The sequence below is a fragment of the Rhodanobacter sp. A1T4 genome (genome assembly GCF_014207185.1).
In the GTDB taxonomy this organism is placed as follows: Bacteria; Pseudomonadota; Gammaproteobacteria; order Xanthomonadales; family Rhodanobacteraceae; genus Rhodanobacter.
In genome coordinates this window covers 16,322-40,962 of the sequence record NZ_JACHCP010000016.1, presented here as the reverse complement: position 1 = coordinate 40,962, position 24,641 = coordinate 16,322, and the positions used below count along the sequence as shown (strand labels likewise).

Sequence of the window (24,641 nt, the reverse complement as noted above, 5' to 3'; positions counted from 1 at the left end):
TCATTGCGAGAGCGCGACCAACGATACCTCTTTTATGGCGGACTACGGATGCTGCGACTTCATCTTGTTAGGCAAAATGTGTAGCTCAATCGCGCCGATGCGTCTTGAACAGCCTATCCATCTATAGCGAAATGGCGTCGCCACAAAAATGGCCCGCGTCGGCCGCGCGACCGGGGCGGCAGTCACGCTCTTGCTCCCACTGGCTCGACCTCACGACGCCCAGTGCTGATATCTGCTATATCGTGTCCAACGCCACGCCAGTGGCCCTCGTGGAGTGCATCGCATGAGCTGGGGACATCGACCACAACCTGGAGAGTGGCTGGTCAATAGCCGTATCCTCGACGAAGCCGCCGAAACCATGCTTAGCCGCGTCAAAGTGGTGCGCCTTTATGACGTGCCCTATGTGGGCTCATGCAACAAAAAAGGCGACACGATCTACATTGACCACGAGCTACCGCCTCAACTGAAACATCGAGGCAAGATCTACGGCATCGACCGGTTCATCGTGATGCACGAAGTCGTCGAGATGTTGTTTGAACATACGCTGGGATTTCCGTATCGCGATGCTCACCAGATCGCACTACGCGCAGAACGCGCACTGGTGGAATCCGATGGCTTGCCGTGGGACGTCTACGATAAGTTTTGCAGCAAATGGATCAAAGTGATCGGTGGACGAAAGAGCTATCCGAACCCTCCTCCGGACATCGATTTACAGCCCGAGATCGACGAGGACGACAAAGTGACGCTACGTCGGATGGGTGCCAAAACGGCGGCGAAAACGGGACGCAATACCATGGGAAAGTGAGCACTTAAGCAGTCGTCGCCCCTAAACAACTCAGTCGATGACGCCAGGCAACGTATTTCCGCAGCAAATCGGCAGTCATCGGCGGATAGGGCATGCCTTCGCGGGAAAGCTCGGCCACGGCATTGCTTAGTTCAATCGGTGCAGACACGGTTTGGCCAGTCGCCTGCGTCGAAAGTTCGGCCGGCATGACCGAGGCCAATCGGCTGACGGCCGGATGCTCGCTACAAAGCCGCCGCCAGTGCCGGTAGTCGACGCGTTCGATGGCCAATCCTTCAACCGCTGTTATCTGTCGGGTCAGCTCGCTCAGCATGAACGACTGCGGGCTGGTCAGATTAAGGCTTTTGCCATGCATACCCTCGCGCAATGACAGTTCGACGATACAGTCGCCCATGTAGTCGACCGGTAACGAGTTGATGCTGGTGTCGATCTCCGGTATCCGTTCCAGAATCAGGCAGGCATCCACGAACAGACTCCAGGTATCGCTGGCATTGCTCGCGCCGGTTCTGCTCGAGCCGGCGATATGGGTCGGCCGGTAGATGGTGAAAGGAATGCCTCGCTCGCCACCGATGCGCAGTAGTCGCTCGGCCACCCATTTGCTTTGCGCATAGCCCGAGGCCAGACCCGGCCAATGCTCGGCCAGTTGTGCCTCGGTGGTGACATCGGGGCCGGCTGATTCGATCGGTGGAATGGTGCTCAGGGTGGAAATATAGTGAATGTGTTTGGGCATACCCTGGCCGGCCAGGCGCAGAATTTCCTGGGTGCCGAGCACATTGGCGGCCTTCAGGCTTTGGTACGTGTGCAGCGAATTCACCCAGGCGCCGTTGTGATAAATCACCTCGATCAGTCCGGCGAGATCATCAAACCGGCGCTGGCTCAAACCGAGGCGCGGCTGCGCGAGATCGCCCGAAATCACTGCCACGCGCCCACGCTCATAGTCCCTCAGGCCAAGCAGGCGCATATTCGCATCGAGCTTGGACATACCCTCTGCCACATCGTGGCAGCGGATCAGGCAATGAACGGTCGCCTGCGTCCGCTTCAGCAAGGACGACAGCAAGAAAGCGCCGAGAAAACCCGAGGCGCCGGTCAGCAGAATATGCGCCGGCCGAGTGCCATGCGAAGCTGATGCACCGGCACGAATGGTTTCGTCGAGCACGAGCTCCGTGCCGAGATCGAGCATGGACGACCGTGCTGGATCGATAGTCGAAAGCGCGAGCCTCGCCATGTCTTTCAACACCGGATGGAGGAACAGGTCACGTACCGCCACCGCCGCCTCGAAGATCTCGCCCATGCGCGCCGCCAGTTGCGCGACGATCAACGAATGGCCGCCGAGCTCGAAGAAATGATCGTGGCGACCGATCCGCTCGACGCCAAGCAATTCCCGCCATAGCGCTGCCAAGGCGATTTCAGTCTTACCGTGCGGCGGCTCATAGGCACGGCGGGCGAATGCCTGATCGTCCGGCGCGGGTAAAACTTTACGATCCAGCTTACCGTTGGCGGTCAACGGCAAGCGCTGCAGCGCGACGAAGGCGGACGGGATCATATACTCAGGCAGGCGCGTGCCCAGGTAGTCGCGTAACGTGGCAACCAGATCGTCGCCGGCGTAGTCGGCAACCACATAAGCGACCAGCCTGGACTCGCCCGGACGGTCCTCGCGCGCAAGCACGGCGTTTTCGCGCACTGCCGGATGCATGGCCAAGTGGGCTTCGATTTCGCCCAGCTCGATACGGAATCCGCGCAGCTTGACCTGATGATCGTCGCGGCCGAGAAAGACCAGATTACCGTCCGGCAAATAGCGCACTAGGTCGCCGCTGCGGTACATGCGCGCGCCTGGGCGGCTGTCGAATGGATCGGGAAGGAATCGCTCGGTGGTCAGCTCGGGACGATTGAGGTAACCGCGAGTGACGCCGACGCCGCCGATGTAAAGCTCGCCGATGCTTCCCTGGGGTACCGGCAGGCCATGCTCATCCAGCAAATACATTCGCGTGTTGGCGAGCGGCCGCCCGATCGGCACCGCCAGAAGATCGCCGAGAACATCGGGACAGACCCATACGCTGGCGCAAACAGTGATCTCGGTAGGACCGTAGGCATTGGCGAGTTTGGCATGGCGCATCCAGTGTTTCAGCAGGCTGGGGCTCGGCGCTTCGCCGGCGAGAATCAGCGTGGGGCGATGCGTCCACTGCGGCGGCTCGACATGACCTTGCAGAAAAGCCGGCGGCAAGGTGGCATGAGTGATCCGGTGGCGGCCGATAAACGCGATAAAGGCTGCTGGGCTTTGGCGTTCTGCTCCCGAAGGCAGATATAGCGCCGCACCCGAGGCCAACGTCATGGCACTTTCGAAAATGCTGGCGTCGAAACCAAGCGAGGCGAACTGGCTGACGCGGCTGTATGCCGTCACACCGAGCCGGTCACTCAGCGATTGGGCGAGGTTGATCACGCCATGGTGCTCGACCATCACGCCCTTGGGCGTACCGGTAGAGCCGGAGGTATAGATAATATAAGCCAGATGGTGAGAACCAAGACCAGTAACCTTGGGATCATCAGCCCGGCCGTCGGCCCAGGGACTGTCGTCATCGAGATCGAGCATGTCCGGCGATGCCAGCGCAGCCGCACCGAGCGCGACACGGCCGGCATCATCGCAAAGCAGCAGGTGCGGTGCCGCGTCGCAGAGGATTTGATCAAGGCGGGCCGAGGCATGGGTCGGATCCAGCGGCACATAGGCGCCGCCCGCTTTCAGAATGCCAAGCAGGGCGATGAACATGGCCGCCCCCTTCTCTACACAGAGCGCGACGCGCTGATCCGGCCGAACGCCCAGCTCGATCAGATAATGCGCCAGCCGGTTGGCCTGCGCGTTCAGTTCGGCATAGGAAAGCAGGCGTTCTTCGCATACCAGCGCGGTCGCCTGTGGTGATTCGTGCGCCCAGCGCCCCACCAGCTGGTGCATGCACAGCTGATCCGGATAAGGTGTTTCGGTTCGGTTCCAGCTCTGCAGCAACAGCTGCTGCTCGGCTGTGGACAACATGGGCATCTGGCTTATCGGTCGGGAATCCCCAGTTGCCATCGCTTCGAGCACGTGCTGAAGATAGCCCGCATGCCGAGCGATCGTTTCGGGATCGAACAAGGCGCTGGCGTAGTTGATGCCGCCGTGGACACCGCCGTCGACCTCACTGAGAACCAGCTCAAGATCGAACTTGACCCAGTCAAATTCCAAGATAGGTTCGACCCGGATACCGGGAAGTTCGAGCCTGCCCTCATCGTGACTTTGCCAGGCGAATAGCACCTGCACCAGCGGCGTCTGGTCCATGCGCCGTGGCACTTGCGCGACGTCCACCACCTGCTCGAACGGCAACTCCTGATGGGCTTGGGCATCCAGCGCAACCTGCCGCACCTGAGCCAATAACGAGGCGATGTCGGGCTGCGCAGAAAGGTCGATGCGCAAGACAAGCGTATTGATGAAGAATCCGATCAAGGATTCCAGCTCCTGCCTGCCCCGGCCCGCCGTCGGCGTGCCTATCAGCACCTCCTGCTGGCCGGCCAGACGCGACAACACCACCGCCCATGCGGCGAGCACGAGCATGAACAAGGTAACGCCGTGTTGCCGGGCGAGCCGCTTGAGGTCGCGCGTCAATTCGCGGTCCAGGGTTAACGGCAAAAAGGCTCCGGCGAAAATCTGCCGCGCGGGACGCGGACGATCAGTCGGCAATTCCAGCAAGGTCGGTGCGCCAGCCAGATGGCTACGCCAGTACGCCACCTGCTCCGCCAGATGTTCTGCGGTGAGCCACTTGCGTTCCCAGGTGACGTAGTCGGCGTATTGAATCGGCAATGGCGGCAGCGGGTCCTCGCGCGACTGACCCGCAGCCGCATAGCAGGCACCGAGTTCGCGGACCAGGATGCCGAGCGACCAACCGTCGGCGACGATATGATGCAGCGTCAGCGCAAGCACATGTCTGTGCTCGTCCAGCCGTATCAGGCTGGCCCGGATCAATGGCCCGGCCGCCAGGTCGAACGGCCGGTTCCGCTCCTCGACGAGAAGGCGCGCCCGGGCAGCCTCGACATCGGGCTGCTGGCTCAGATCATGTTCGCGCAGCAGCAGACCGGAATCTGCGGATAACAGCTCGGCATGTGGCTGGCCATGTTCGGCGACGAACACCGTGCGCACGCTTTCATGGCGCGCGAACACACTATCCAGCGCCTGGCGCAGTGCGGCAACATCCAGCGCGCCGTCCAGGCTCAGCGCGAGCGGAATATGGTAGGCGGCACTGGCGCCATCGAGCTGGGCCAGGAACCACAGACGCTGCTGGGCGTAGGAAAGCGGCAGTCGCTGCTCGCGCGGCGAAGGTACGATCGCCGCATGAACATTCTCGCCGGCTTCGGTCAACCGATCGGCTAGCGCTTGGGCGAGACCGTGCAATACAGGCTGGGCGAACAACGTGGCCAACGGCAGCTCCACGCCGAAGACCTGGGCGATGCGGCTGAGCAAACGCACAGCAATGAGGGAATGCCCGCCGAGTTCGAAAAATTGATCGTGTCGGCCGACTTGCGTCACTCCGAGCAGGGTCTGCCATAACTTGGCCAGCCCCAGCTCTATCTCACCCCGAGGCGGTTCGTAGATGGCATGGACTAGGGCCTGCTCATCCGGTGCAGGCAGGGCCTTGCGATCCAGCTTGCCGTGAGCAGTCAAGGGAATCGCTTCCAGCGTCACGAATGCCGCCGGAACCATGTAAGCCGGCAGCAGACTGCCAAGATGCACGTGCAGCGCAGTGGCCAAGTCATCCGAGTGACCCAGCGGCACGACATAGGCAACCAGCTGCGCCTCACCTCGCACACCGTCGTGCGCGATAACCACGCATTCGCGCACAGCCGGATGTTCGGCAAGGCGTGCCTCGATTTCCCCCAGCTCGATACGAAAGCCCCGCAGCTTGACCTGCTGGTCGTTGCGCCCCAGGAACACTAGCCGACCGTCCGCGAGATAGCGTGCCAAATCACCGGTACGGTACATGCGTGCGCCGGGACTCGGATTAAACGGATCGGCGAGGAAGCGCTCGGCCGTGAGCTCGGCGCGACCGAGGTAGTCGCGGGCGATACCGAGGCCACCGATATGTAATTGACCCACGGCACCCAGCGGCACCGGCAAGTCATGCCGGTCAAGCAGATAGGTGCGGGCATTAGCGATCGGACGGCCAATCGGCACGTGACTTGGCGACGCGGCGATCGCTTCGCCGATCAGCGTCAGCGAGGTGACCACATGGGTCTCGGTCGGGCCGTAGTGGTTGTGCAAGCGACAGGACGGCAGCCGTTTGAAAAATTGCCGGATAGCCGCCGTCAGCCGCAGCTGCTCGCCGGCCACGATGACATCGCGCAGCTCGAGCAGTAAGCCATGCTCGCCGCTGGATGCCTCGTCGACCACTTCGGCCAGGGTCTGCAGCGCGATGTAGGGCAGAAAAACCCGCTGGACGCGCTGCCGGCGCAGGAGCTCGATCAATTTGTCGGACTGCAATCGGGTCTGCGCGTCGACCAGCACCAGTGACGCTCCCGCGCACAGGCTGCTGAAAATTTCCTGAAAAGCCACGTCGAATCCCAGCGCGGCAAACTGCAAGGTACGCGGCGCCGGCAGACCAGCACGCTCGGCCTCCTGCTGCTGCCAGTGGACCAGGTTGACCAGTGGCCGGTGCGGCATCGCCACGCCCTTGGGCGTCCCGGTAGATCCAGAGGTATAGATCACGTAAGCCAGATGATCCGGGCTCGGATCGTGCGGCGATGCGCCGAGATCGTCTGCCGGAAGCACCCCGCAGCATGCCGCAAGCGTATCCAGATCGACCACCTGATGTTGCTCGATGGCCTGCGTGCCTAGAGCATCGCGTCCGGCGGCATCGCTGAGTATAAGCAGGACGCCGGCCTCGTCGAGAATCTGCCGTAACCGTTCGCTAGGATAGGTCGGGTCCAGTGGCACATAGGCCGCGCCTGCCTTGAGGATAGCCAGCAGAGCGGTAATCATCCCGAAGCTCCGCTCCACGCATATCGCGACGCGCTGATCGATGCCAACGCCGCTGGCACGCAGATGGCGTGCCCACTGATTGGCCTGGGCATTCAATTCGGCATAGGGCAACTGCTGTTCGCCATGGATCAGAGCGATGGTCAGCGGTGAGCGCGACGCCTGTCGTTCGAACAACTGATGGACACAATGGCTCTGTGGATAGGCCGCGCTAGTATCGTTCCAGCCATCCAGCAAGGCCTGCTCGTTCGGCCCCAGCAGAGGTACCCGATTCAGCGCCAGTCCCGGGCTGGCAGCCATCGCCCGCAACATGGCGATCAGGTAACTGCCATGCCGCGCGATCGACGCCTCGTCGAACAAGGCCGTGGAGTAGCCGAGAGCGCCGACCACGGCATCGTCCTTTTCATACAAGTGCAGCTCGAGGTCGTAACGGATCGAATCGAACGACATATCGGCCTGCCTGACCTCGATGCCAGGCAGATCGAAGGCGCTCTTGTCGTTGCTTTGCCAGGCGAACAGGACTTGAAACAGCGGCGAATGATCCAGCCGCCTTGACAGGTGCGCGATCTCCACCACCTGCTCGAAAGGCAGATCCTGATTTTCCTGCGCGGCCAGTGCAGTCTGGCGCACCCGCATCAACAGTTCGGTGGCATCCGGCTCTCCCGATACATCGACGCGCAAGGTCAGCGTGCTGACGAAAAAGCCGATCAGCGACTCGATTTCGCGTTGTCCGCGATTGGCCGACAGCGTGCCGATCAGTACATCGTCCTGGCCAGACAAACGCGCCAGCACGCTCGCCCAGGCGGCGGTGAAGAGCATGAACAAACTCACGCCGTGCTGCTTGCACAAATGCCTGAGGCTTTCGGTCAATGACGGGTCAACCCGCAACGGCAGCATGGCGCCGGCAAACGACTGGCGCGGCGGACGCGGCCTATCGGTCGGCAGGTTCAGCAGCTCGGGCGCGCCATCCAGCGCCTGTCGCCAATAATCAGCCTGCCCTTGCAGCTGCTCGCGGGTCAGCGTCGAGCGCTGCCAGCTGGCATAGTCGGGATATTGCACCGGTAGCGGCGGCAAGGGATCCGGGCGTTGCTGTGAGAAAGCCGCATACAGAGCGCTGATTTCTCGCGCCAGCAGGTTGATCGACCAGCCATCGGCAACGATATGGTGCAGGCTCAGCAATAGCGTATGCCGCTGATCGGCCAGGCGGATCAGGCCAGCGCGAATCAAGGGCCCACGGGCGAGATCGAATGGCGCCCGGGCATATTCGTCGGTGTGGCGAGCCAACCGCGCGTCGGCATCGAGCGCTCCGCGCAAGTCGTATTCGGTCAAAGGTAATGGTGTACTAACCGGCAGAAGGGCTGCATGCGGATTTCCGTCGCTCGAGAAGAAGATGGTGCGCAAGGCTTCGTGGCGCGCGAGCAGACGGTCGAGGCTACGGCCGAGCGCGCGATTATTCAATTCGCCGTCCAGACGCAGCACCAACGAGATATGGTAAGTCGCGCCAGCGCTATCAAGCTGGGCCAGAAACCACAGCCGTTGTTGCGCGTACGAGAGCGGCATGGTTTGCGTACGAACGACTGGCAGGATCGGCGGCAGCTTTGGAGTACGCCCACCGGCCGTACGGCCTGCATCGATTGCCGCAGCCAGCCCTGCAAGAGTCGGATGATTGAACAGGCTAACCAGCGGTATCGCACTATCGAATTCTTGCCCTACCCTGCCGAGCAGGCGCATGGCTATCAACGAATGGCCGCCGAGCTCGAAGAAATGATCGTGGCGACCGATCCTCTCGACATCGAGCAGTTCCTGCCACAACACGGCCAGCGCGATTTCAACCTCGCCGCAAGGCGGCTCGTAGGCACGACGAGCAAAAGCCTGCTCGCCGGGATGAGGGAGAGCCTTGCGATCGAGCTTGCCGTTGGGAGTGAGTGGAAAGACGTCGAGACGGACGAAGGCCGCCGGAACCATATAGTCAGGTAGTCTTGCAGCCAGATGCGCACGCCAAACGCCCACGAGCGAGGATTCGTCGGCAGCCTCAGTCTCGGCAACCAGATAGGCGACCAGGCGTTTGTTGTGTCCCTCACCCAGGGCGAGGACGACGGCCTCGCGAACAGCGGGATGATTGGTCAGGTGAGCCTCGATCTCGCCGAGCTCGATACGAAAACCACGGATCTTGACTTGGTGGTCGTTGCGGCCAAGGAACTCGAGATTACCGTCGACCAGGTAACGGGCGAGGTCGCCGGTGCGGTACATGCGCGCGCCGGGGATGGAAGAGAATGGATCAATCAGGAAACACTCGGCGGTCAACTCGGGGCGGTTGAAGTAGCCACGGGCCACCCCGGCACCGCCGATATATAACTCGCCAACTGCCCCGAGCGGAACCGGCTGGCAGCCTTCGTCGAGCAGGTAGACCTGTGTGTTCGATATGGGACGACCAATCGAGGCGACATCAAGAGCTTGCTCCACGCGCAGCAAGGTGGCGTTGACAGTTGCTTCGGTGGGGCCATACGCATTGAAGAGCTGGGGTCGATGACCGCTACGGCAAAACCAGGCGGACACCGCCGGCAGGCTCATCGCATCGCCACCTGTACTGACTTGGCGCAGCGTGGAAGGAAATTCGGGCTCGGGTTGCGTTGTGGCCAGTTGCGCCCAGAACGTGCTCGGTAGATTGAGCGACGTAAGCTGGTGCGTAGTGCAGAACTCGGCGAAAGCGGCAGGAGAACTCAGACATTCATCCGTCCGCAGCACAAGCATGGCGCCGCTGAGCAACGCCGGGAAAATCTCTTCTACCGACATATCGAATGCGATCGACGCAAACTGCAGCAAGCGATCCTGGGCATCCAGGCGATAAGCGCTCTGCAATGCGGCGACTTGGTGGCAGACGTTTCGGTGCTCGACCATGACCCCCTTGGGCTGTCCGGTAGAGCCAGAGGTGTAAATGACGTAGGCAAGATGACGCGAGGTCAGGCCGGGGACATGTGGGTTATGGGTCGACAAGGCAGCCCAGTCCGCGGCGGCGGCATCGAGGTCGAGGATAATCGGTGTCTCGGTCCGCGCGCCCAAGGCGATGCGGCCGGACGCATCGATCAACAGGAGCAGCGGTTGCGCGTCTTTCAACGCATAGGTCAGGCGCTCGGATGGATAAGCAGGATCAAGCGGTACATAGGCTGCCCCAGCCTTGAGGATGGCCAGCAGGCTGACGATCATGGCCGGGCTACGCTCGAGGCAGAGAGCAACACGGTCGTCGGGACGCACGCCGAGGGCAATCAGGTGATGGGCCAGGCGATTGGCCTGGGCATTGAGCTCGGCGTATGTGAGCGATGCGCCACCGTGTACAACCGCTAGCGCATCCAGCCTTTGCTCGACCTGTAGTTGAAATAATTCTTGGATGCACTTGTCGTCAGGGAAAGCAACGCCGGTTGAATTCCAGGACGCAAAATTTTGCACCTCCCCGGCAGTAATAATAGGTAGCGATCCAATAGGGCTTTCCGGGCTCGATAACAACTCACGCATAAAACAACTAAACCGACCCTCAAGCGCCTCGATCTCATTATCATTGAAATACGATCGACTAAATATGAAATGCATCGTGGTATCTTTTGTATGAAGATTATCCCTGACGCACAACCTTAATGGAGTGCTCTCATGATCATTCGTGCACTTCACTGCGACGGCGGAGCTGCTCCCAAAGAACAACATGCCGCCGCCGGGCTCGTATGACATAGACAAATCGTAGAGCTGAGATCGGTGCCTTTTAAATAATTCTAAACCCTTATTTAATTCTCCAATTGGAAATCTCTGGTGACGATAATCTCGTCTCAGCATGGAAGAAATTTCTTTGATCAAATCAACCAAAGTTTCTTTAAGATCGAATCTTAACCGCATCGATATTACATTCGTAAACATTCCAGAGATTCCTCTGGACTCCGAATTTTTTCGATTCAATACGGATAGCCCGACCGTCAATTCGTCGCGCCGTTCCAGTCTCAGAAAAAATGCATAGAGAATACTCAGGATAACTTGAAATCTTGTCGATTGATGATCGACTGCCAGCGCATCTATTTTTTCGTCTAAATCCCGCGAAAGAATCCATTTATATTCGCCACTGGCTGTCGCCTGATTTATGAACTGCTCTTGATGCCGCGAAGACAATAGGGGATCGATAATTTCACTATATTTATCAATCCAGTAACTCCTATCCTTGTCGAATTGTATGGATTCTATATAATTTTTATCCGACTCCAGAAATTGGATATATGAAGGTGAGACAAGATTCGGCGCTTCTTTTCTTTCCAGCGCGCTATAGATGTCCGCCAACGAATGGAAAATCGTATCAATGGACCAGCCATCCGCAATCAAATGATGCACACATATAAACCAATAAAAACGATCCTCGGCCAGTTTTATCAATCTAAATCGAAAAAGTTCATGCCCGATCAGATTAAATGGAATGTTGATATTTTTATTTATCCACTCCCTGGCCTCATCATGCGGTGCGACGCATTGCGATAAGTCCAGCAGCTCCGAATTGACCGATATTTCTTCGACTATGTATTGCCTGGGGATGCCACCCTCACTCTCTACGAGCATGATTCTAAGTGAATCGTGCTTCTTAATGACAAAATTCAATGCTCTGCCAAAGCCATCAATGTCCAGCCTGCCGGAGATATCCAGATACCCGCCTATGTTATAGGTCGGAACATGGCCCTTCAGCAATTGATCATGGTAGATATCTAATTGCGGGCTTGACAGGGCATGAACGACCGGTGCGCATGAAAGCATTTCACTCAACTCTTCGAATGGCATAACTGACTCTTTCGTAATCGTTGGACGTGTGACACTGGTTTTGAAAATCTTCCGCCGTCGACCTCTTGGCCAAGATTTTGGAGACTGACGTCAGTTTGCCTTCAATAACACTCAGTTTTAGAATACAGGCGCCATCGTAGCCGCTCTCGCGGCGAGCTGTTGATCAAAGCCATGAACGAGGCCAGCTCCTGTACATGTTCGCGTCGCATGGCAGCGCAGGCCCAGGAAAAAGCTCCGCTAAGGGTCATTACCACTGCAACATGACTGACTCGGATTGCTTCAATGCAGATGCTGGTGCGTATGAGTAGTGCCACTGGCATGGGTATGCTGATGCACGTGGACAGAGTCTTGTCCGACACAGCGCTGATCCATGCGGCTGAACTTCCATACGCCGAATGAAATCATCCAGGTGAGCAGAAAGATCGCGACGATCACATAACCAAACATACCGAAGTCCAGTGTGCCGATGAAGTTGAAAACAGGATTGTCCAGATGCAGCATTGTCGCCAGCACCTGTAGCAGCTCGATCGTGCCGATGATCAGGGCCACCGCAATCGACAGCGAAGTCGTTGTGATGTTGTAGAAAATTTTTCGCATCGGATTCACGAATGCCCAGTGATAGGCTTTGACCATCAATACACCGTCGGTGGTATCCATCGCCGTCATACCGGCAGCAAACAGGATCGGCAGCGACAGCACACCGGCGATCGGCAGATTGCCGGCAGAGGCACCTGCCGTCATGGCCAGCAGCCCAACCTCTGAGGCAGTATCGAAACCCAAGCCGAACAGCAATCCGAGTGGATACATCTGCCAGCTGTGCTGTATGAGTTTCTGCAGACGCCCACCGAACAGCCGGTTGATCAACCCCCGCTGCATCAACAACTCATCCAGATGCACATGACTATGCATCCTTGCTTTGGCCTTTTGCCAGAGCTTGAGGATGTCGAGCAGGACGAACAGGTTGAGGATGCCGATGATCCACAAGAACACTCCGGAAACCCCCGCACCCAGTACGCCACCGACATGTTGCAACTGGGGTAGCCCGTGCTTGATCGTCGATGCGGCAAATATGATCGCTACCGCCAGCGACAGCACAATGGTCGAATGACCCAGCGAAAAAAAGAACCCGATGCCGAGCGGCTGCTTACCCTTCTGCAACATGTAACGCACGGTATCGTCGATGGCGGCAATATGGTCGGCGTCGAAGGCATGCCGCAACCCCAACATATAAGCAACGAAACCGAGGCCAACCAGAGCCGGAAAATGCACTGAATAGTGCAGATACAGCCCCCATCCCAGTAGATGGAGTACGACAATGAAGCCGTACAGGCCAACCAATTGCAGCCACTGGCGTCGACTGAAGATACGGTGTGTGGATACCCTCGCCTGCTGCCGCGAAGGCAGCGGAACAAACAGCAGGTCACCTGGCGTTGGCATGCAGCGTTTCCTTTGTTCGATCGCTACAGCACTAGGCCGTTCGCCAAAAAGCATGTCAGGAGTTGCCGTGGGGGAAACAGCGCCTATGCCGGTGCGCTGTAGCTACCCTGACCAACATATCCTGGCATGCGATACATGATTGGTTTGGTTGCAGGATGCCGTCAACACTAAAGCACAATGTGCAAAGAATGTTGCCGGAGGCGGTCAAGCGAATGGCGAGTGAAGTTCAACTTTGGCTCTCTCCAGACCTAGATAGATCATCCATGGAAACCTGCTTGCAGCCTGGTCGCACCGATACATCGGCTCGGCCCAGTCACAAATTCTGCTGTATATCGCGTTGCAATGCGTTGGCATTCGGAGCGACATCACAAAACATCTAAGATAGGCGACTGGATACAACATCCAAATCGAATGACGAGGACAGACATGTTTGTCAGGCAACTGCACTACCTCGTGGCGCTTGCCGAGCATAAACATTTTGCACATGCCGCCGAAAGTTGCTGGGTGTCGCAGCCCGCGCTGTCGGCAGGCATTCGCCAGCTAGAGCGAGAACTGGGGATTACAATCATTCTCAGGGATCGACGGTTCCAGGGCTTTACACCCGAAGGCGAGCGCGTGCTGGTATGGGCCAAACAAACCATCGCGTCGCTGGAAGGCCTGCGCCAGGAGGCCGCGCTGGCTCAATCGATTGCCGGCGGTCATCTGGCTATCGGCACGGTTCCCTCCGCATTGCGTGCGGTGTCGATGCTGGCCGGTGAATATCGTCGTGCCATACCCAAGCTCACGCTCGAAGTCTTTTCGCTGAGCACACGCGATATTCTTCATCGGGTCAAAAGCAAGGAACTGCACCTGGGTCTCGCCTACGCGGACGGCTGCGACGAGAGCACGTTCGAAAACATGGTGCTGTATTCCGAGCGCTTCGTGCTGTTGTCCAGCGACCATGCCGGTCTGCCGACAAAATCGTCTTACAGCTGGGCCGAGGCAGCACGCATGCCGCTGTGCCTGTTCAACCATGAAATGCAGAACCGCAAGATTGTCGACTCGGCATTCCAGCTTGCAGGCGTCACGCCAAACGTCGTCGTCGAGACCAACACCTTGAGCGTGCTCTATGAAGAGGTACGCAATGGCGAGGTATGCAGTATCGCGCCAGTCAGTGCACTACCGGAATATTTTCTCGCCAGCGGCATCAGTATTCGTCCGATCGAACCGCAGCAGTTTTCCGAGATGAGCTTGTTGCGTCTGCGTCAGGAAACGCCGCCTGCCGTCGTCTGTGCCGCATGGGATCTGACGCCGAAACTTGATCTGCAACGCAAGCTCGACAGCGTCCTTGCCGCAGCGACACCGCGGCCGGACTAGGGCGTGTCATCACTTACCAAGCGGCCCGCGCCGGGAGCTGTTTGCGTGCAGGCCAAGGAAGAGCGAAGAAGTGTACGTCCGTACACGCCTGAGCGATGACGCCGGCCTGTGGGCAAACAGACCCGGCCCGTAGGGTTGTTTCGTTGTGGCCGCCATGCGGCAGCGCTTGCACCTTTCTCGGTGCGCGGCTTGGCCCTGACCGCCAGTCAGGCGCTGCACACCGAGAAAGGTGTAAACCACGCCCCACCACCTGACAGCCGCAACGAAACAACGCGAGCCACTTGGTAAGTCATGACACGCCCTATATAAGCCGTGCTTATCAACGGATATCCATAAACGATTGGATGGCACAGGAGCCTGCAGTCCAGACTGCGCAGACAACGTGACGACGAGTCACATTCCCACGACTGGAGTGCTTCATGGCCAAGGTTCTTTGCGTCCTCTATCCCGATCCGGTAACCGGCTACCCCCCGACCTACGCACGTGACGCTATCCCCACAATCAAAGGCTACCCGAACGGGCAGACTGTGCCGTCGCCCAGCGGTGAGCTAGGTTTCAAACCAGGCGAACTGATCGGCTGCGTTTCCGGCGAGCTGGGCCTACGCAAATATCTCGAAGCCAATGGGCACGAATTGATCGTCACCAGCGACAAGGAAGGCGCCGACTCCGTATTGGACAAGCATCTGCCGACTGCCGATGTGGTTATCTCACAGCCGTTCTGGCCCGCCTATCTCACCGCCGAACGCATCGGCAAGGCCAAAAACCTCAAGCTCGCGCTCACCGCCGGCATCGGTTCGGATCACGTGGATCTGAAAGCAGCGTCCGAGCACGGCGTAACCGTTGCCGAAGTGACCTTCTCCAACAGCATCAGCGTGGCGGAGCACGTGGTGATGATGGTGCTTTCACTGGTACGCAACTATCTTCCATCGCACCAGATCGCCAATAACGGCGGCTGGAACATCGCTGATTGCGTCAGCCGCAGCTACGATCTCGAAGGCATGCACTTCGGCACGATTGCCGCGGGCCGCATCGGTCTTGCCGTGCTGCGCCGCCTGAAGCCGTTCGACGTGCACCTGCACTATTACGATCCGCATCGCCTGTCGCCGGAGATCGAGAAAGAACTGAACGCGATTTTTCACGAGACACCGGAATCCCTGGTCAAGGCCTGCGATGTGATCAATCTGCAGACTCCGCTTTACCCATCGACCCGAGGCATGTTCGACGACAAGATGTTCGAACACGTCAAACGTGGCGCTTACCTGATCAACACCGCACGTGGAGCACTGTGCGATCGCGATGCCGTGGTACGCGCACTCGAATCCGGCAAACTGGCTGGCTACGCCGGCGATGTCTGGGATCCGCAGCCTGCCCCGATCGATCATCCATGGCGCCGCATGCCAAATCAGGGCATGACGCCGCATGTCTCAGGGACCTCGCTGTCTGCCCAGGCCAGATACGCCGCCGGCACGCTCGAGATTCTGCAGAACTTTTTCGAGAAAAAGCCAATCAGGCCGGAGTATCTCATCGTTGATGGCGGCAATCTCGCCGGAACCGGTGCCAGCTCCTACAAACTGAGCTGACTGGCGCTCGTACTTCTCTAACCAGGAGAACAAAAGCCTCAGCTGATCACTGGGGCTTTTGTCATTAAGAGACGCCTCGAATAACCTTCTATCAAACTCGTCGCCCCTGCACTTTTAACAGCCGCATGGTTTGTGATGCCCTTCGATAGCGTGCGGGCTCCAACGGCGCTTGCACATAAGATTTAGTACTGACGTTATTCCCAGTGACTATTTGACGCCTCCGCTAGCTGCTGCCTATAACTCATGCACCCTCAAGGCTTCAGGAATGGTGTATGCCAGCAGCTCGACCTCGCCGGACAACCGCAAGCCATCGCCTTGGTGCTCTTGCTTTTGCGGCTGCCGTGCTGCCCACCAGCGTCTTCGCGACGAATGGCTACTTCACCAATGGATCCAGTATTCAATCGAATGGACTGGGTGGCGCAGGTATTGCGTTCCCCGTGGATGCCTTGGCCGGCTATATCAATCCTGCCGGTATCGCATTCGTCGGCAATCGTGTCGACGTGGGATTGACCCTGTTCAATCCGGATCGATCCGCGACGATTACGGGCAACCAATACGGTGCCGATGGCTCTTACTCCGGCAACGGCGTGAAGTACTTCCTGTTACCTGAAGCAGGTTATACGCATCAGGTTGCCGATGATCTCTACGTTGGCCTCTCGCTGACGGCCAACGGCGGCATGAACACCGGTTACCACAACAATCCCTATGGCGCATTCGGTGGCCAGGGCGAAGCCGGCGTGAACCTGCAGCAGATCGTGCTGACCCCTGCCCTGGCGTACAAGATCACGCCAACGCAATCCATCGGCATCGGCGCGAATATCGCCTGGCAGCGCTTCTATGCTGATGGGCTGACACCCTTTGCCGCGTTCTCCCAGGCGCCGGGCAGCGTCAGCAATACTGGTTACTCCAGCTCGGTAGGTGTGGGCGCCAGAGTTGGCTGGAACGGCCACTTCGGCGACAACCTGACGTTGGGGGCGACATGGGCCTCGAAGATCCCCGGCTCGTTCAACGGCTACCAAGGTCTGTTTGCCCAATCCGGCAGCTTCGACATTCCTGCAAATTTCGGTATCGGTGCGGCATACCGTGTGACATCCGGGTTGACCTTGCTTGCTGATGTTCAGCGCATCCTCTATGCGGAGACACACTCCGTCGGTAATCCGCTGGCCAACCTGCTGCAGGGCCATGCGCTGGGCTCGTCGGACGGCCCTGGCTTTGGCTGGCGCGACATCAATATCTACAAGGTCGCGGCAAGCTACGCCTACTCGCCCACGTTGACACTGCGCTTCGGTTTCAGTCACGCACAGCAACCCATTCCTTCCAGCCAGACGTTCTTCAACATTATCGCGCCAGGCGTGGTGCAGAATCAGGCCAGCGTCGGTGCCACCTGGCAGGCCAGTCAGCGTGGTGAGATAAGTTTTTACTACAGCCACGCCTTCGAGAAGACCGTTTACGGATCAAGTTCGATTCCCGCACCGTTTGGCGGTGGTGAAGCAGACATCGCGTTGAGCGAGAACTCGCTGGGCTTTGCTTATGCGTGGAAAATCTAGCCCACTGACCGGATAGGCCGTTTCCCATGTCTTCGTTCACACCTGTCAGCGCCCTAATCGGCGGCTTGCTGATCGGCGCTGGTGCCAGTTGGCTACTACTTTCGCTCGGACGCATCGCTGGTATCAGTGGCGTGGTTGGCGCACTGCCGTTTTCTCGGCGGATGGAGTTTGCCTGGCGTGCCCTGTTCCTGCTGGGATTGGTGACCGGCGCGGGGCTGCTGTACCGATATGGCAGCACGTTCGGCGTGCAGGCACCGCTCAGCCGTATCGATTTTCCTGCCTGGGAATTGATCGTCTCCGGACTCCTGGTGGGCTACGGCACAGCACTGGGAAGCGGTTGCACCAGCGGACATGGCGTGTGCGGCCTGGCGCGCCGTTCGCCGCGCTCTCTGGTGGCAACCGTGATCTTTCTGCTCACGGGCATAGCGACGGCGAGCGTGCTGCGACACTGGCTGGAAAACTGGCCATGAACCCCGACGAAGCATCGCCGCTGGAACGTGCCCTGTTGGCGGCCTTTGGTGCCGGCTTGGTATTCGGTGCCGGGCTCGCGTTGTCGGCGATGACCCATCCCGAGAAAGTACTCGGCTTCCTCGACCTGAGTGGACACTGGGATCCGAGCCTCCTGCTGGTGCTTGGCGGCGCGACGGGTATCGCCGGCATCGCGTTTCCATTGATCCTTCGACGCAAGACGCCGCTTTTGATGGCGGATTTCGATCTGCCGAGTGCTACGCGCATCGATCGTCGGCTGATCTTCGGAGCACTCCTGTTCGGCTTGGGCTGGGGAATCAGCGGTTATTGCCCGGGACCAGCGGTAGCTCTTCTCGCGGCGCTTCCCGGCAGTGGACGCGAGGCTCTGCTGTTTCTGCCAGCCCTGCTGATCGGATCATGGATCGGGCGATGGTCGACCCGGGCGAGCAAGGCGCGTAGCGCTGTCCAACGCATCGATGCGAACCTCCTCGATCGAGGCGATCTCTAGAGGTGCACGGTTTCCCCTCGACAAGTTCGCGGTAGTCCGCATCCTTCAGATAGACGTCCAGTAGGCGTCCAAAGAGAAATCAGCTGCATATCCCAGTCGAAACCGGCCACCTGTAACGATGTGAAGCCCGCCACGCAAAACGGCCTGAAAAGCGCCGCGAGGGTGAGCCAGTTTCACCGAAAATCACGTTGCCAAGGAAACCTGCGTCCACCGCAACACGTACTACAAGCGACCGATCGGCGATGACTAGGCCGTAGACCTGCATGATCAACTGCAGGCCGACGTCGACCGGCAGAAAGCGACCGATTCTGTTGAAAAACACTCTTGCTGCGGTGTGATGAAAGTGATGGACTGATCATCCATCGACCGAGCGGAATTTTCGCGATGATGGGACGTCAGCTGGCTGCACAAGCGTCCTTGGTTTTACGCCTTCAACCTTGACGATCACGTTCCCGTTGACCATCTGCTTCGCGGTATTGATCAGTTCCTCGATCTGAGCGAATTGCATGCGCATTTGTCCGCGCACTACAGCCATACCGGCCGTCCATCGATCGACCCTGCGCTGTTGATCCGAATGCTGATCGTGGGCTATTGCTTCGGGATTCGCTCGGAACCCTGGTTGTGCGAGGAAGTACACCTCAACCTTGCGTATCGTTGGTTTTGCCGGCTGGGCCTGGAAGATCCGATCCCGGATCACTCGACGTTTTCGAAGAATCGGCACGGCCGGTTTCGCGACAACGACACACTGCGGTTCGTGTTCGAACAGGTGCTTTCACGTTGTGTGAGCGAGGGACTGGTCGGCTGCGAGGGATTCGCGACGGACGCCAGCGTGATCAAGGCTGACGCCAGCCGTCAGCGTGGGGTGCCGGGCGCGGAGGCGCACTGGAATAAGACGCCGCCGCTCACCCGACCTGTGCGCGAGTACCTTGAAGCGTTGGACGCGGCGGCGGAGGAACGCACCCCACCGAAGAATGTGTCGCTGAGCGATCCGGCCTCGCAGTGGACCGCCGCGCCAGGCGGCCCGGCATTTTTCGCCTACTCCACCAATTACCTGATCGACACCAAGGCAGGTGTGATCGTGGATGTGGAAGCGAGTCCCGCGCATCGCACGGCGGAAGTAAACGCCACACGTACCATGCTGGAGCGCACTGAAGTGCGCATGGGCATGAAGCCCGAGCGGCTGATTGGCGATACGGCCTATGGCTCTGCCACCATGCTGGAATGGTTGGTCGAACAGAAAGGAATCGAACCGCACGTGCCGGTGTGGGATAAATCAGAGCGCTCCGATGGTACGTTCTCCCGGACTGAGTTTGCATGGAACGAGCAGGACAACTCCTATGACTGCCCTGGCGGCAAGGAGCTTCGCTCGAACTGGCGCGCCTTCAAGGTGCCGCGCACCGGGGTGACCAAGGCCGACACGATCATCTATCGCGCCAGCGAGCATGACTGCCCAGACTGCTCACTGAAAGAGCAATGCTGTCCGAACACCCCGATGCGCAAGATCGCGCGCAGCATCCATGAGCATGCACGCGAGGTCGCACGCAAGATTGCCACGACGCCGCAATATCTGCGGTCACGCTGCGAACGCAAAAAGGTCGAGATCTTGTTTGCTCACCTCAAACGCATCTTGCGGCTGGACCGATTGCGCCTGCGAGGTCTGCAGGGTGCGCATGATGAGTTTCTGATGGCAGCCATAGTCCAGAATTTGCGGCGAATGGCCAAATCCTGGATCCATTGCGCGACGATTGAAGTTGCCATCCCTCAATCGACCTCTTCTTGCCGCCGAGAGCATTTCGTGGATGGCTCAGCACAAGCATGACCGCATCCTGCTGGGAGAACGTGTTGGGCCATGACAGGATGTTGGCTGTCGATCAGCCCCTGCTGTTTCATGGCGGCAAGCACTTAACTTCGAAATACCGGCCGAACGGCTTTATCAATGTGTTGCATTGACCGGTTGAGACCGCCACCCAAAGCGGACACGCAGATCGAGACGCGAGGCGACGGCCCAACTACGAGAGTGCCACGACTTCGTCTGCAGCAAACCAGCCGCACGCCTTGATGGCGGAGAACAAGGGTAAGGAACGCATCACGATCGGGCTTGATGCGGACGTGTTGGCATGGTTTCGTGCGCAGGTGCAGGGTGGCGGCAACTATCAGACGTTCATCAACGACACGTTGCGCGCTGCCATGAACACCGAGGACGCCCGCTCACGGTGCGTAAGCTGCGTGAGGTGTTGCGCCAAGAACTGCACGAAGCCTGAAACCGCGTCGCACCCAGAAGGAGCATCCTATGGCGCTGATCCATCAAGCCGAAAACCGCGGCACGACACGGCGATCACATATACGCCAGAGCAACCTTCCCTCTCCGTTATCTAGGCGATATTCACTAAAAATTCATCGCCATATAACTCTCGAGGGTATAGATTCCGCCGCTCGGAGATAGGTTGCTTAAATTTCGCAACTGACTCGGTTGGGGTATGGGCGGATCGTAATTCGTGCGGTGAACGATCTGCAAGGGCGTGTTGCAAGACATTAATAGAGTGAAAGAACCCGACTCTTCGCAGAGTCGTCGGCGTGATCGGCCATGTGCAATAACTGAAAAGGTTGTTGTTCTTATGTCATCTCGACCATCGCTCGACCTGGCGGAACGGCTCGCACAGCGCGGCATTGATATGTCGAGTCCGCTGCGATCGAATAGCCCGATCTCGTCCTACATTATCTGCACCAATCCCCGCTCTGGCAGCTGGCTGTTGAGCGAGGGTTTGACGGCGAGCGGTCTGGCAGGAAATCCGCGCGAGTGGTTCAACGTACTGGAAGAAGACGCGCGCATCCCTGCTGAGCAACTGAGCACCACACCCGAAGCGGCCTACCGCATCTATCTGCAGCACGTGCGGGCTGCCGCCACTACGCCCAATGGCGTGTTCGGCGCCAAGCTTCACTACTATCAATTCGCCGAGTTGCCCGAGAAGCTGGGGCGGCTTGAGGAATACCGTGGGCTATCCGCGTTTGAATTGATATCGACGGTGTTGAGGCATCCACGCCATATTTGGCTCACGCGACGCGACAAAGCCCGCCAGGCGCTTTCCTATTTTCGCGCGTGCCAGTCGGGTGAATGGTGGCGGATTGATGGCGTGGCGCGGCCGGCGGCTGCGCTTGAGGACCCACCGTTCGATGGCCCAGCCATTTGGAAGCTGGAACGGGTGCTGGAAGCTAACGAGCGAAGTTGGCAGGATTATTTCCAGCGCCATGACATCGAACCGCTGGTGGTCGTTTACGAGGATTTGGCAGCGGATTATGCAGGGCAGATCGCGCGAGTGCTGCAATGGCTACGCATTCCGGGCGCTGACGCTACGGCGGTTGGCACACCTCGCCTGAAACAACAGTCGAACCCGCAAACCGAAGCGTGGCTAGCTCAATACCAGGCTTTCAAACTGGCTTTTCCCGACGATAGTGCTGACGCCGACACCGCTGTTACACCTGTGCTTTCCAGCCCGCTGTACGAGCAATCTCGTGAGGCCGAAGCGAACCGCACGCAAGTGCGATCCACCACTTCGGGCAAGGCCGACCGCCTGCAAAGCGCGCTACAACAGCTGGCTGCGCTCGCCCCGGCCACCTCGACCGTGGAACGGCGATCGGCGCTATCACGCAACGAATTTCTGGAGCGGTATTACGCGGCCAATCGACCGGTGATCATGCGCGGGCTTACCGACGATTGGCCGGCTATACGGCTATGGTCGCGCGAGCATTTCAAGCGATGCGCCGGCGACGCGCAAGTGGAAATCATGGCTGGTCGCGCCACCGACCCGAGCTATGAAACCAACATCCATCGCCACCGTCGCGAGATTCGCTTCGCTGACTACGTCGATCAGGTGTTCGATGGCGGAGCGAGCAATGACTATTACCTGACTGCCAATAACGATTTCTTCCGTCATCCCGGCACCGAAGCCTTGCTTGGCGAGGCGCCCCCCTTTACCGAATACCTGGACCTGGCAAAGCGGCTCGGCCATACCTTCCTGTGGTTTGGGCCGGCCGGGTCAATGACGCCATTGCACCACGATCCCTGCAATGTGTTTATGGCGCAGGTGTTCGGACGCAAGCGCTTCAAGATCGTGCCGGCGAAGCAGTGGTCGTTTGTCTATCACTACGCCACCTATTTCAGCGAAGTAGATTGCGAACATCCGGACTTCTATCACTGGCCGCTGTTTCGCCACGCGAACGTGCAAGAGGTGGTGCTTGAGCCCGGCGAGGTGCTGTTTATGCCTGTCGGCTGGTGGCATCAGGTCCGCTCGCTTGAGACCAGCGCGATGGTCTCCTTCACCAACTTTGTCTTCCCCAACACTTTCGATTGGTAGGAAATAGACCATGCCAGTTCAGACATCAGCTTCGCCCAGAACCTCTCAGGTCGAGCACCGCGTACATGTCCATGATCGCCGCGAATATCGGCTGCGAGTGCGCGCAACGGTGTTTTTGTGGGGCTCTGACGGCATCACCCAGAATCTCAGTTTTGATAAGCCGCTGCTGCTGCATATCCACAACGATCTGTTTGGCGAGCAGATCACGATCGGCACCCAACTGGCCAACGGCACGCGCAACACGTTTGGCACGCTTAACGCCGGGCAGTGCCTGACCATCCCGATTCAGGACATCTGTGCGGTGTTTGCCAGTTGCACGCTGGAATCCATGGTGAGTTGCACGGTGCGCTAACCGCGCCGGTCAGCTTCGGTTGAAAAATATCTGTATGTCGACGATACGCCGCGGAGATAGTCATGGCTGCAGCAAAAATTCAGAACCTGAGAGTCAAGCCGTCGCAATGGGCGAACCTGTGCTTTGAGGTTGGCGGTGTGATGGGCAGCAGTTCAGTCGAACTTGGCGACACGGTAACGCCCTTCGATTTCCCGACCTTCTACGGCAACCTTGGTACGACCGTGCTCGGCATGCCGGCGCGGCTCAAGTTTGACTCCGCAGGTATCGGGGCCGACCCCGGTGTTACCGCTTCCACGCTCTGCGCGTTGCGCGCCGAACCGGCCAAAGCGGTGCTCGACAAGGCGGTGGCCGCACGGGAGAACAGTTTCTACGGCAAGTACGCCAATCAGACCGCCGTAATCGCCCAGACCCGGGCCTACTACGATCCGGGCACGCTCAATTCCAAACCGCAACGGTTGACGGCGCTCAGCACTATTTCGCAGAACCAGACCGATCTGCTCTATGCGGCCTACTTCGCCGATGGGCGACTGGCGGTGGTCAAGTCGACCACGGCGGAAATTCGCTCCACCACCGACAGCGTCAGCGAAACCTGTTCGACCACCGTCAACGATGGCTTCAACCAATCCACCAACACCGGTTCGCAGAACGGTACCTCCAATACGTTCACCGACAATATTGCGACCGATATCGCCGTTGATATTGCATCGGGTGGCGTGACCAACACCATTTCGGACGACGTTTCGTTTGGGGTTGCTACCGCGTCCTCGTTGGCATCTTCATTTGGCAGCGGCTTTCAAGCCCAGTACGGCGTCAGCATCGGGCGCGCCGACAGCAAGGGCGAGGCCAAGCAGTTGCAGTCGGGCGTGAACACCGACTACGGCTACCGCGTGCCGAATCTGGAAAATTCGGCGCAGAACCATCGCGCGCAGATCAGCCTGATGGACGAACAGTTTTCGCAGTACATGTACGCGCAGAACCTGCCGAACCTGGAGAAGGTGTTCCAGAACGAATTGAGCTCAATCGACCTGGACGTCAAACGCCTGCAAGTGTCCTACTTGAGCACTCTGCTGCTGTCGCCGATCCCCGGCGTGGTTACCGGCCGCTACAAAAATCCGGGCGATCGCGTGAGCGCGGGCGAGGCGGTGGTGCGGGTCGAGAACAACCAGGAGATTTATCTCGTCGGCATCCTGGTGTATCGCGGCATGATCACGCTGAGCAACACCGTCACGGTAACCACCACGCTCTTCAGTGCAACCGGCACGCCACCGACGGTTATTTCAGGACAGGTGGTTGCTGCACGCGGAAATCAGGGCAACGATGACCGCTGGGAAGTAGTCGTCAAGTGCAACAATCTCGACGGCGGGGGAAATCCAATTTTGCCGTTGCACTACAGCTTCGACTACGACAGCACTTCAGCAACCATCGCTTAAGGCCGGGAGCGAAA

General features: G+C 58.8%; 11 protein-coding genes and 2 pseudogenes. 11 read left to right on the top strand and 2 right to left on the bottom strand.

Annotated elements, in window-relative coordinates; all coding sequences use genetic code 11:
• The first annotated feature begins 283 nt into the window (after positions 1–283).
• Complete coding sequence (locus HDE80_RS21750) at positions 284–805, top strand: hypothetical protein (protein ID WP_184674395.1); 522 nt, start codon at positions 284–286, stop codon at positions 803–805.
• Between the two features lie 4 nt (positions 806–809).
• Here the strand turns inward: HDE80_RS21750 and HDE80_RS21745 are convergent, their stop codons facing one another.
• Positions 810–10,238: an amino acid adenylation domain-containing protein gene (locus HDE80_RS21745; protein WP_345776491.1), complete on the bottom strand. Its 9,429-nt coding sequence runs from the start codon at positions 10,236–10,238 to the stop codon at positions 810–812.
• Between the two features lie 1,638 nt (positions 10,239–11,876).
• Positions 11,877–13,034: a HoxN/HupN/NixA family nickel/cobalt transporter gene (locus HDE80_RS21740; protein WP_184674391.1), complete on the bottom strand. Its 1,158-nt coding sequence runs from the start codon at positions 13,032–13,034 to the stop codon at positions 11,877–11,879.
• Between the two features lie 426 nt (positions 13,035–13,460).
• On the opposite strand from HDE80_RS21740, the gene HDE80_RS21735 reads away from it, so the two are divergent.
• From HDE80_RS21735 to HDE80_RS21690, 10 genes and pseudogenes are all read left to right on the top strand, one after another.
• The gene (locus tag HDE80_RS21735; protein WP_184674389.1) at positions 13,461–14,390 is read left to right on the top strand and encodes a LysR family transcriptional regulator; all 930 of its coding nucleotides are present in this window, start codon (positions 13,461–13,463) and stop codon (positions 14,388–14,390) included.
• A 419-nt stretch (positions 14,391–14,809) separates the two neighbouring features.
• Positions 14,810–15,970: an NAD-dependent formate dehydrogenase gene (locus HDE80_RS21730; protein ID WP_184674387.1), complete on the top strand. Its 1,161-nt coding sequence runs from the start codon at positions 14,810–14,812 to the stop codon at positions 15,968–15,970.
• A gap of 272 nt (positions 15,971–16,242) precedes the next feature.
• A complete protein-coding gene (locus HDE80_RS21725; protein WP_184674385.1) occupies positions 16,243–17,517 on the top strand; it encodes an outer membrane protein transport protein in 1,275 nt (424 codons plus the stop codon).
• 26 nt (positions 17,518–17,543) lie between these two features.
• Positions 17,544–17,987 (top strand): YeeE/YedE family protein, encoded by a 444-nt coding sequence (locus HDE80_RS21720; RefSeq protein ID WP_184674383.1) that lies wholly within the window; start codon positions 17,544–17,546, stop codon positions 17,985–17,987.
• Positions 17,984–18,493, top strand: a complete 510-nt coding sequence (locus tag HDE80_RS21715) for a YeeE/YedE family protein (RefSeq protein WP_184674382.1) — start codon at positions 17,984–17,986, stop codon at positions 18,491–18,493. The genes HDE80_RS21720 and HDE80_RS21715 overlap by 4 nt, the downstream gene beginning before the upstream one ends.
• Before the next feature lie 384 nt (positions 18,494–18,877).
• Positions 18,878–20,216: pseudogene (locus HDE80_RS21710) on the top strand (IS1182 family transposase); the annotation flags it as partial.
• A 335-nt stretch (positions 20,217–20,551) separates the two neighbouring features.
• A pseudogene (locus tag HDE80_RS22410) lies at positions 20,552–20,683 on the top strand (BrnA antitoxin family protein); the annotation flags it as partial.
• Positions 20,684–21,108: 425 nt separating this feature from the next.
• Positions 21,109–22,845 (top strand): Stf0 family sulfotransferase, encoded by a 1,737-nt coding sequence (locus HDE80_RS21700; protein ID WP_184674378.1) that lies wholly within the window; start codon positions 21,109–21,111, stop codon positions 22,843–22,845.
• A 10-nt stretch (positions 22,846–22,855) separates the two neighbouring features.
• Entirely contained in the window at positions 22,856–23,197 is a 342-nt protein-coding gene (locus HDE80_RS21695; protein ID WP_184674376.1) for a hypothetical protein, read from the top strand.
• A gap of 62 nt (positions 23,198–23,259) precedes the next feature.
• Entirely contained in the window at positions 23,260–24,627 is a 1,368-nt protein-coding gene (locus tag HDE80_RS21690) for a hypothetical protein (protein WP_184674374.1), read from the top strand.
• Positions 24,628–24,641 lie beyond the last annotated feature (14 nt).

What these genes read in the sequence shown, in the direction of transcription:
- HDE80_RS21750 (WP_184674395.1), top strand. Translation starts at nt 284, where the DNA reads ATGAGCTGGGGACATCGACCACAACCTGGAGAGTGGCTGGTCAATAGC.
- HDE80_RS21740 (WP_184674391.1), bottom strand. Translation starts at nt 13,034, where the DNA reads ATGCCAACGCCAGGTGACCTGCTGTTTGTTCCGCTGCCTTCGCGGCAG.
- HDE80_RS21735 (WP_184674389.1), top strand. Translation starts at nt 13,461, where the DNA reads ATGTTTGTCAGGCAACTGCACTACCTCGTGGCGCTTGCCGAGCATAAA.
- HDE80_RS21730 (WP_184674387.1), top strand. Translation starts at nt 14,810, where the DNA reads ATGGCCAAGGTTCTTTGCGTCCTCTATCCCGATCCGGTAACCGGCTAC.
- HDE80_RS21725 (WP_184674385.1), top strand. Translation starts at nt 16,243, where the DNA reads ATGCCAGCAGCTCGACCTCGCCGGACAACCGCAAGCCATCGCCTTGGT.
- HDE80_RS21720 (WP_184674383.1), top strand. Translation starts at nt 17,544, where the DNA reads ATGTCTTCGTTCACACCTGTCAGCGCCCTAATCGGCGGCTTGCTGATC.
- HDE80_RS21715 (WP_184674382.1), top strand. Translation starts at nt 17,984, where the DNA reads ATGAACCCCGACGAAGCATCGCCGCTGGAACGTGCCCTGTTGGCGGCC.
- HDE80_RS21700 (WP_184674378.1), top strand. Translation starts at nt 21,109, where the DNA reads ATGTCATCTCGACCATCGCTCGACCTGGCGGAACGGCTCGCACAGCGC.
- HDE80_RS21695 (WP_184674376.1), top strand. Translation starts at nt 22,856, where the DNA reads ATGCCAGTTCAGACATCAGCTTCGCCCAGAACCTCTCAGGTCGAGCAC.
- HDE80_RS21690 (WP_184674374.1), top strand. Translation starts at nt 23,260, where the DNA reads ATGGCTGCAGCAAAAATTCAGAACCTGAGAGTCAAGCCGTCGCAATGG.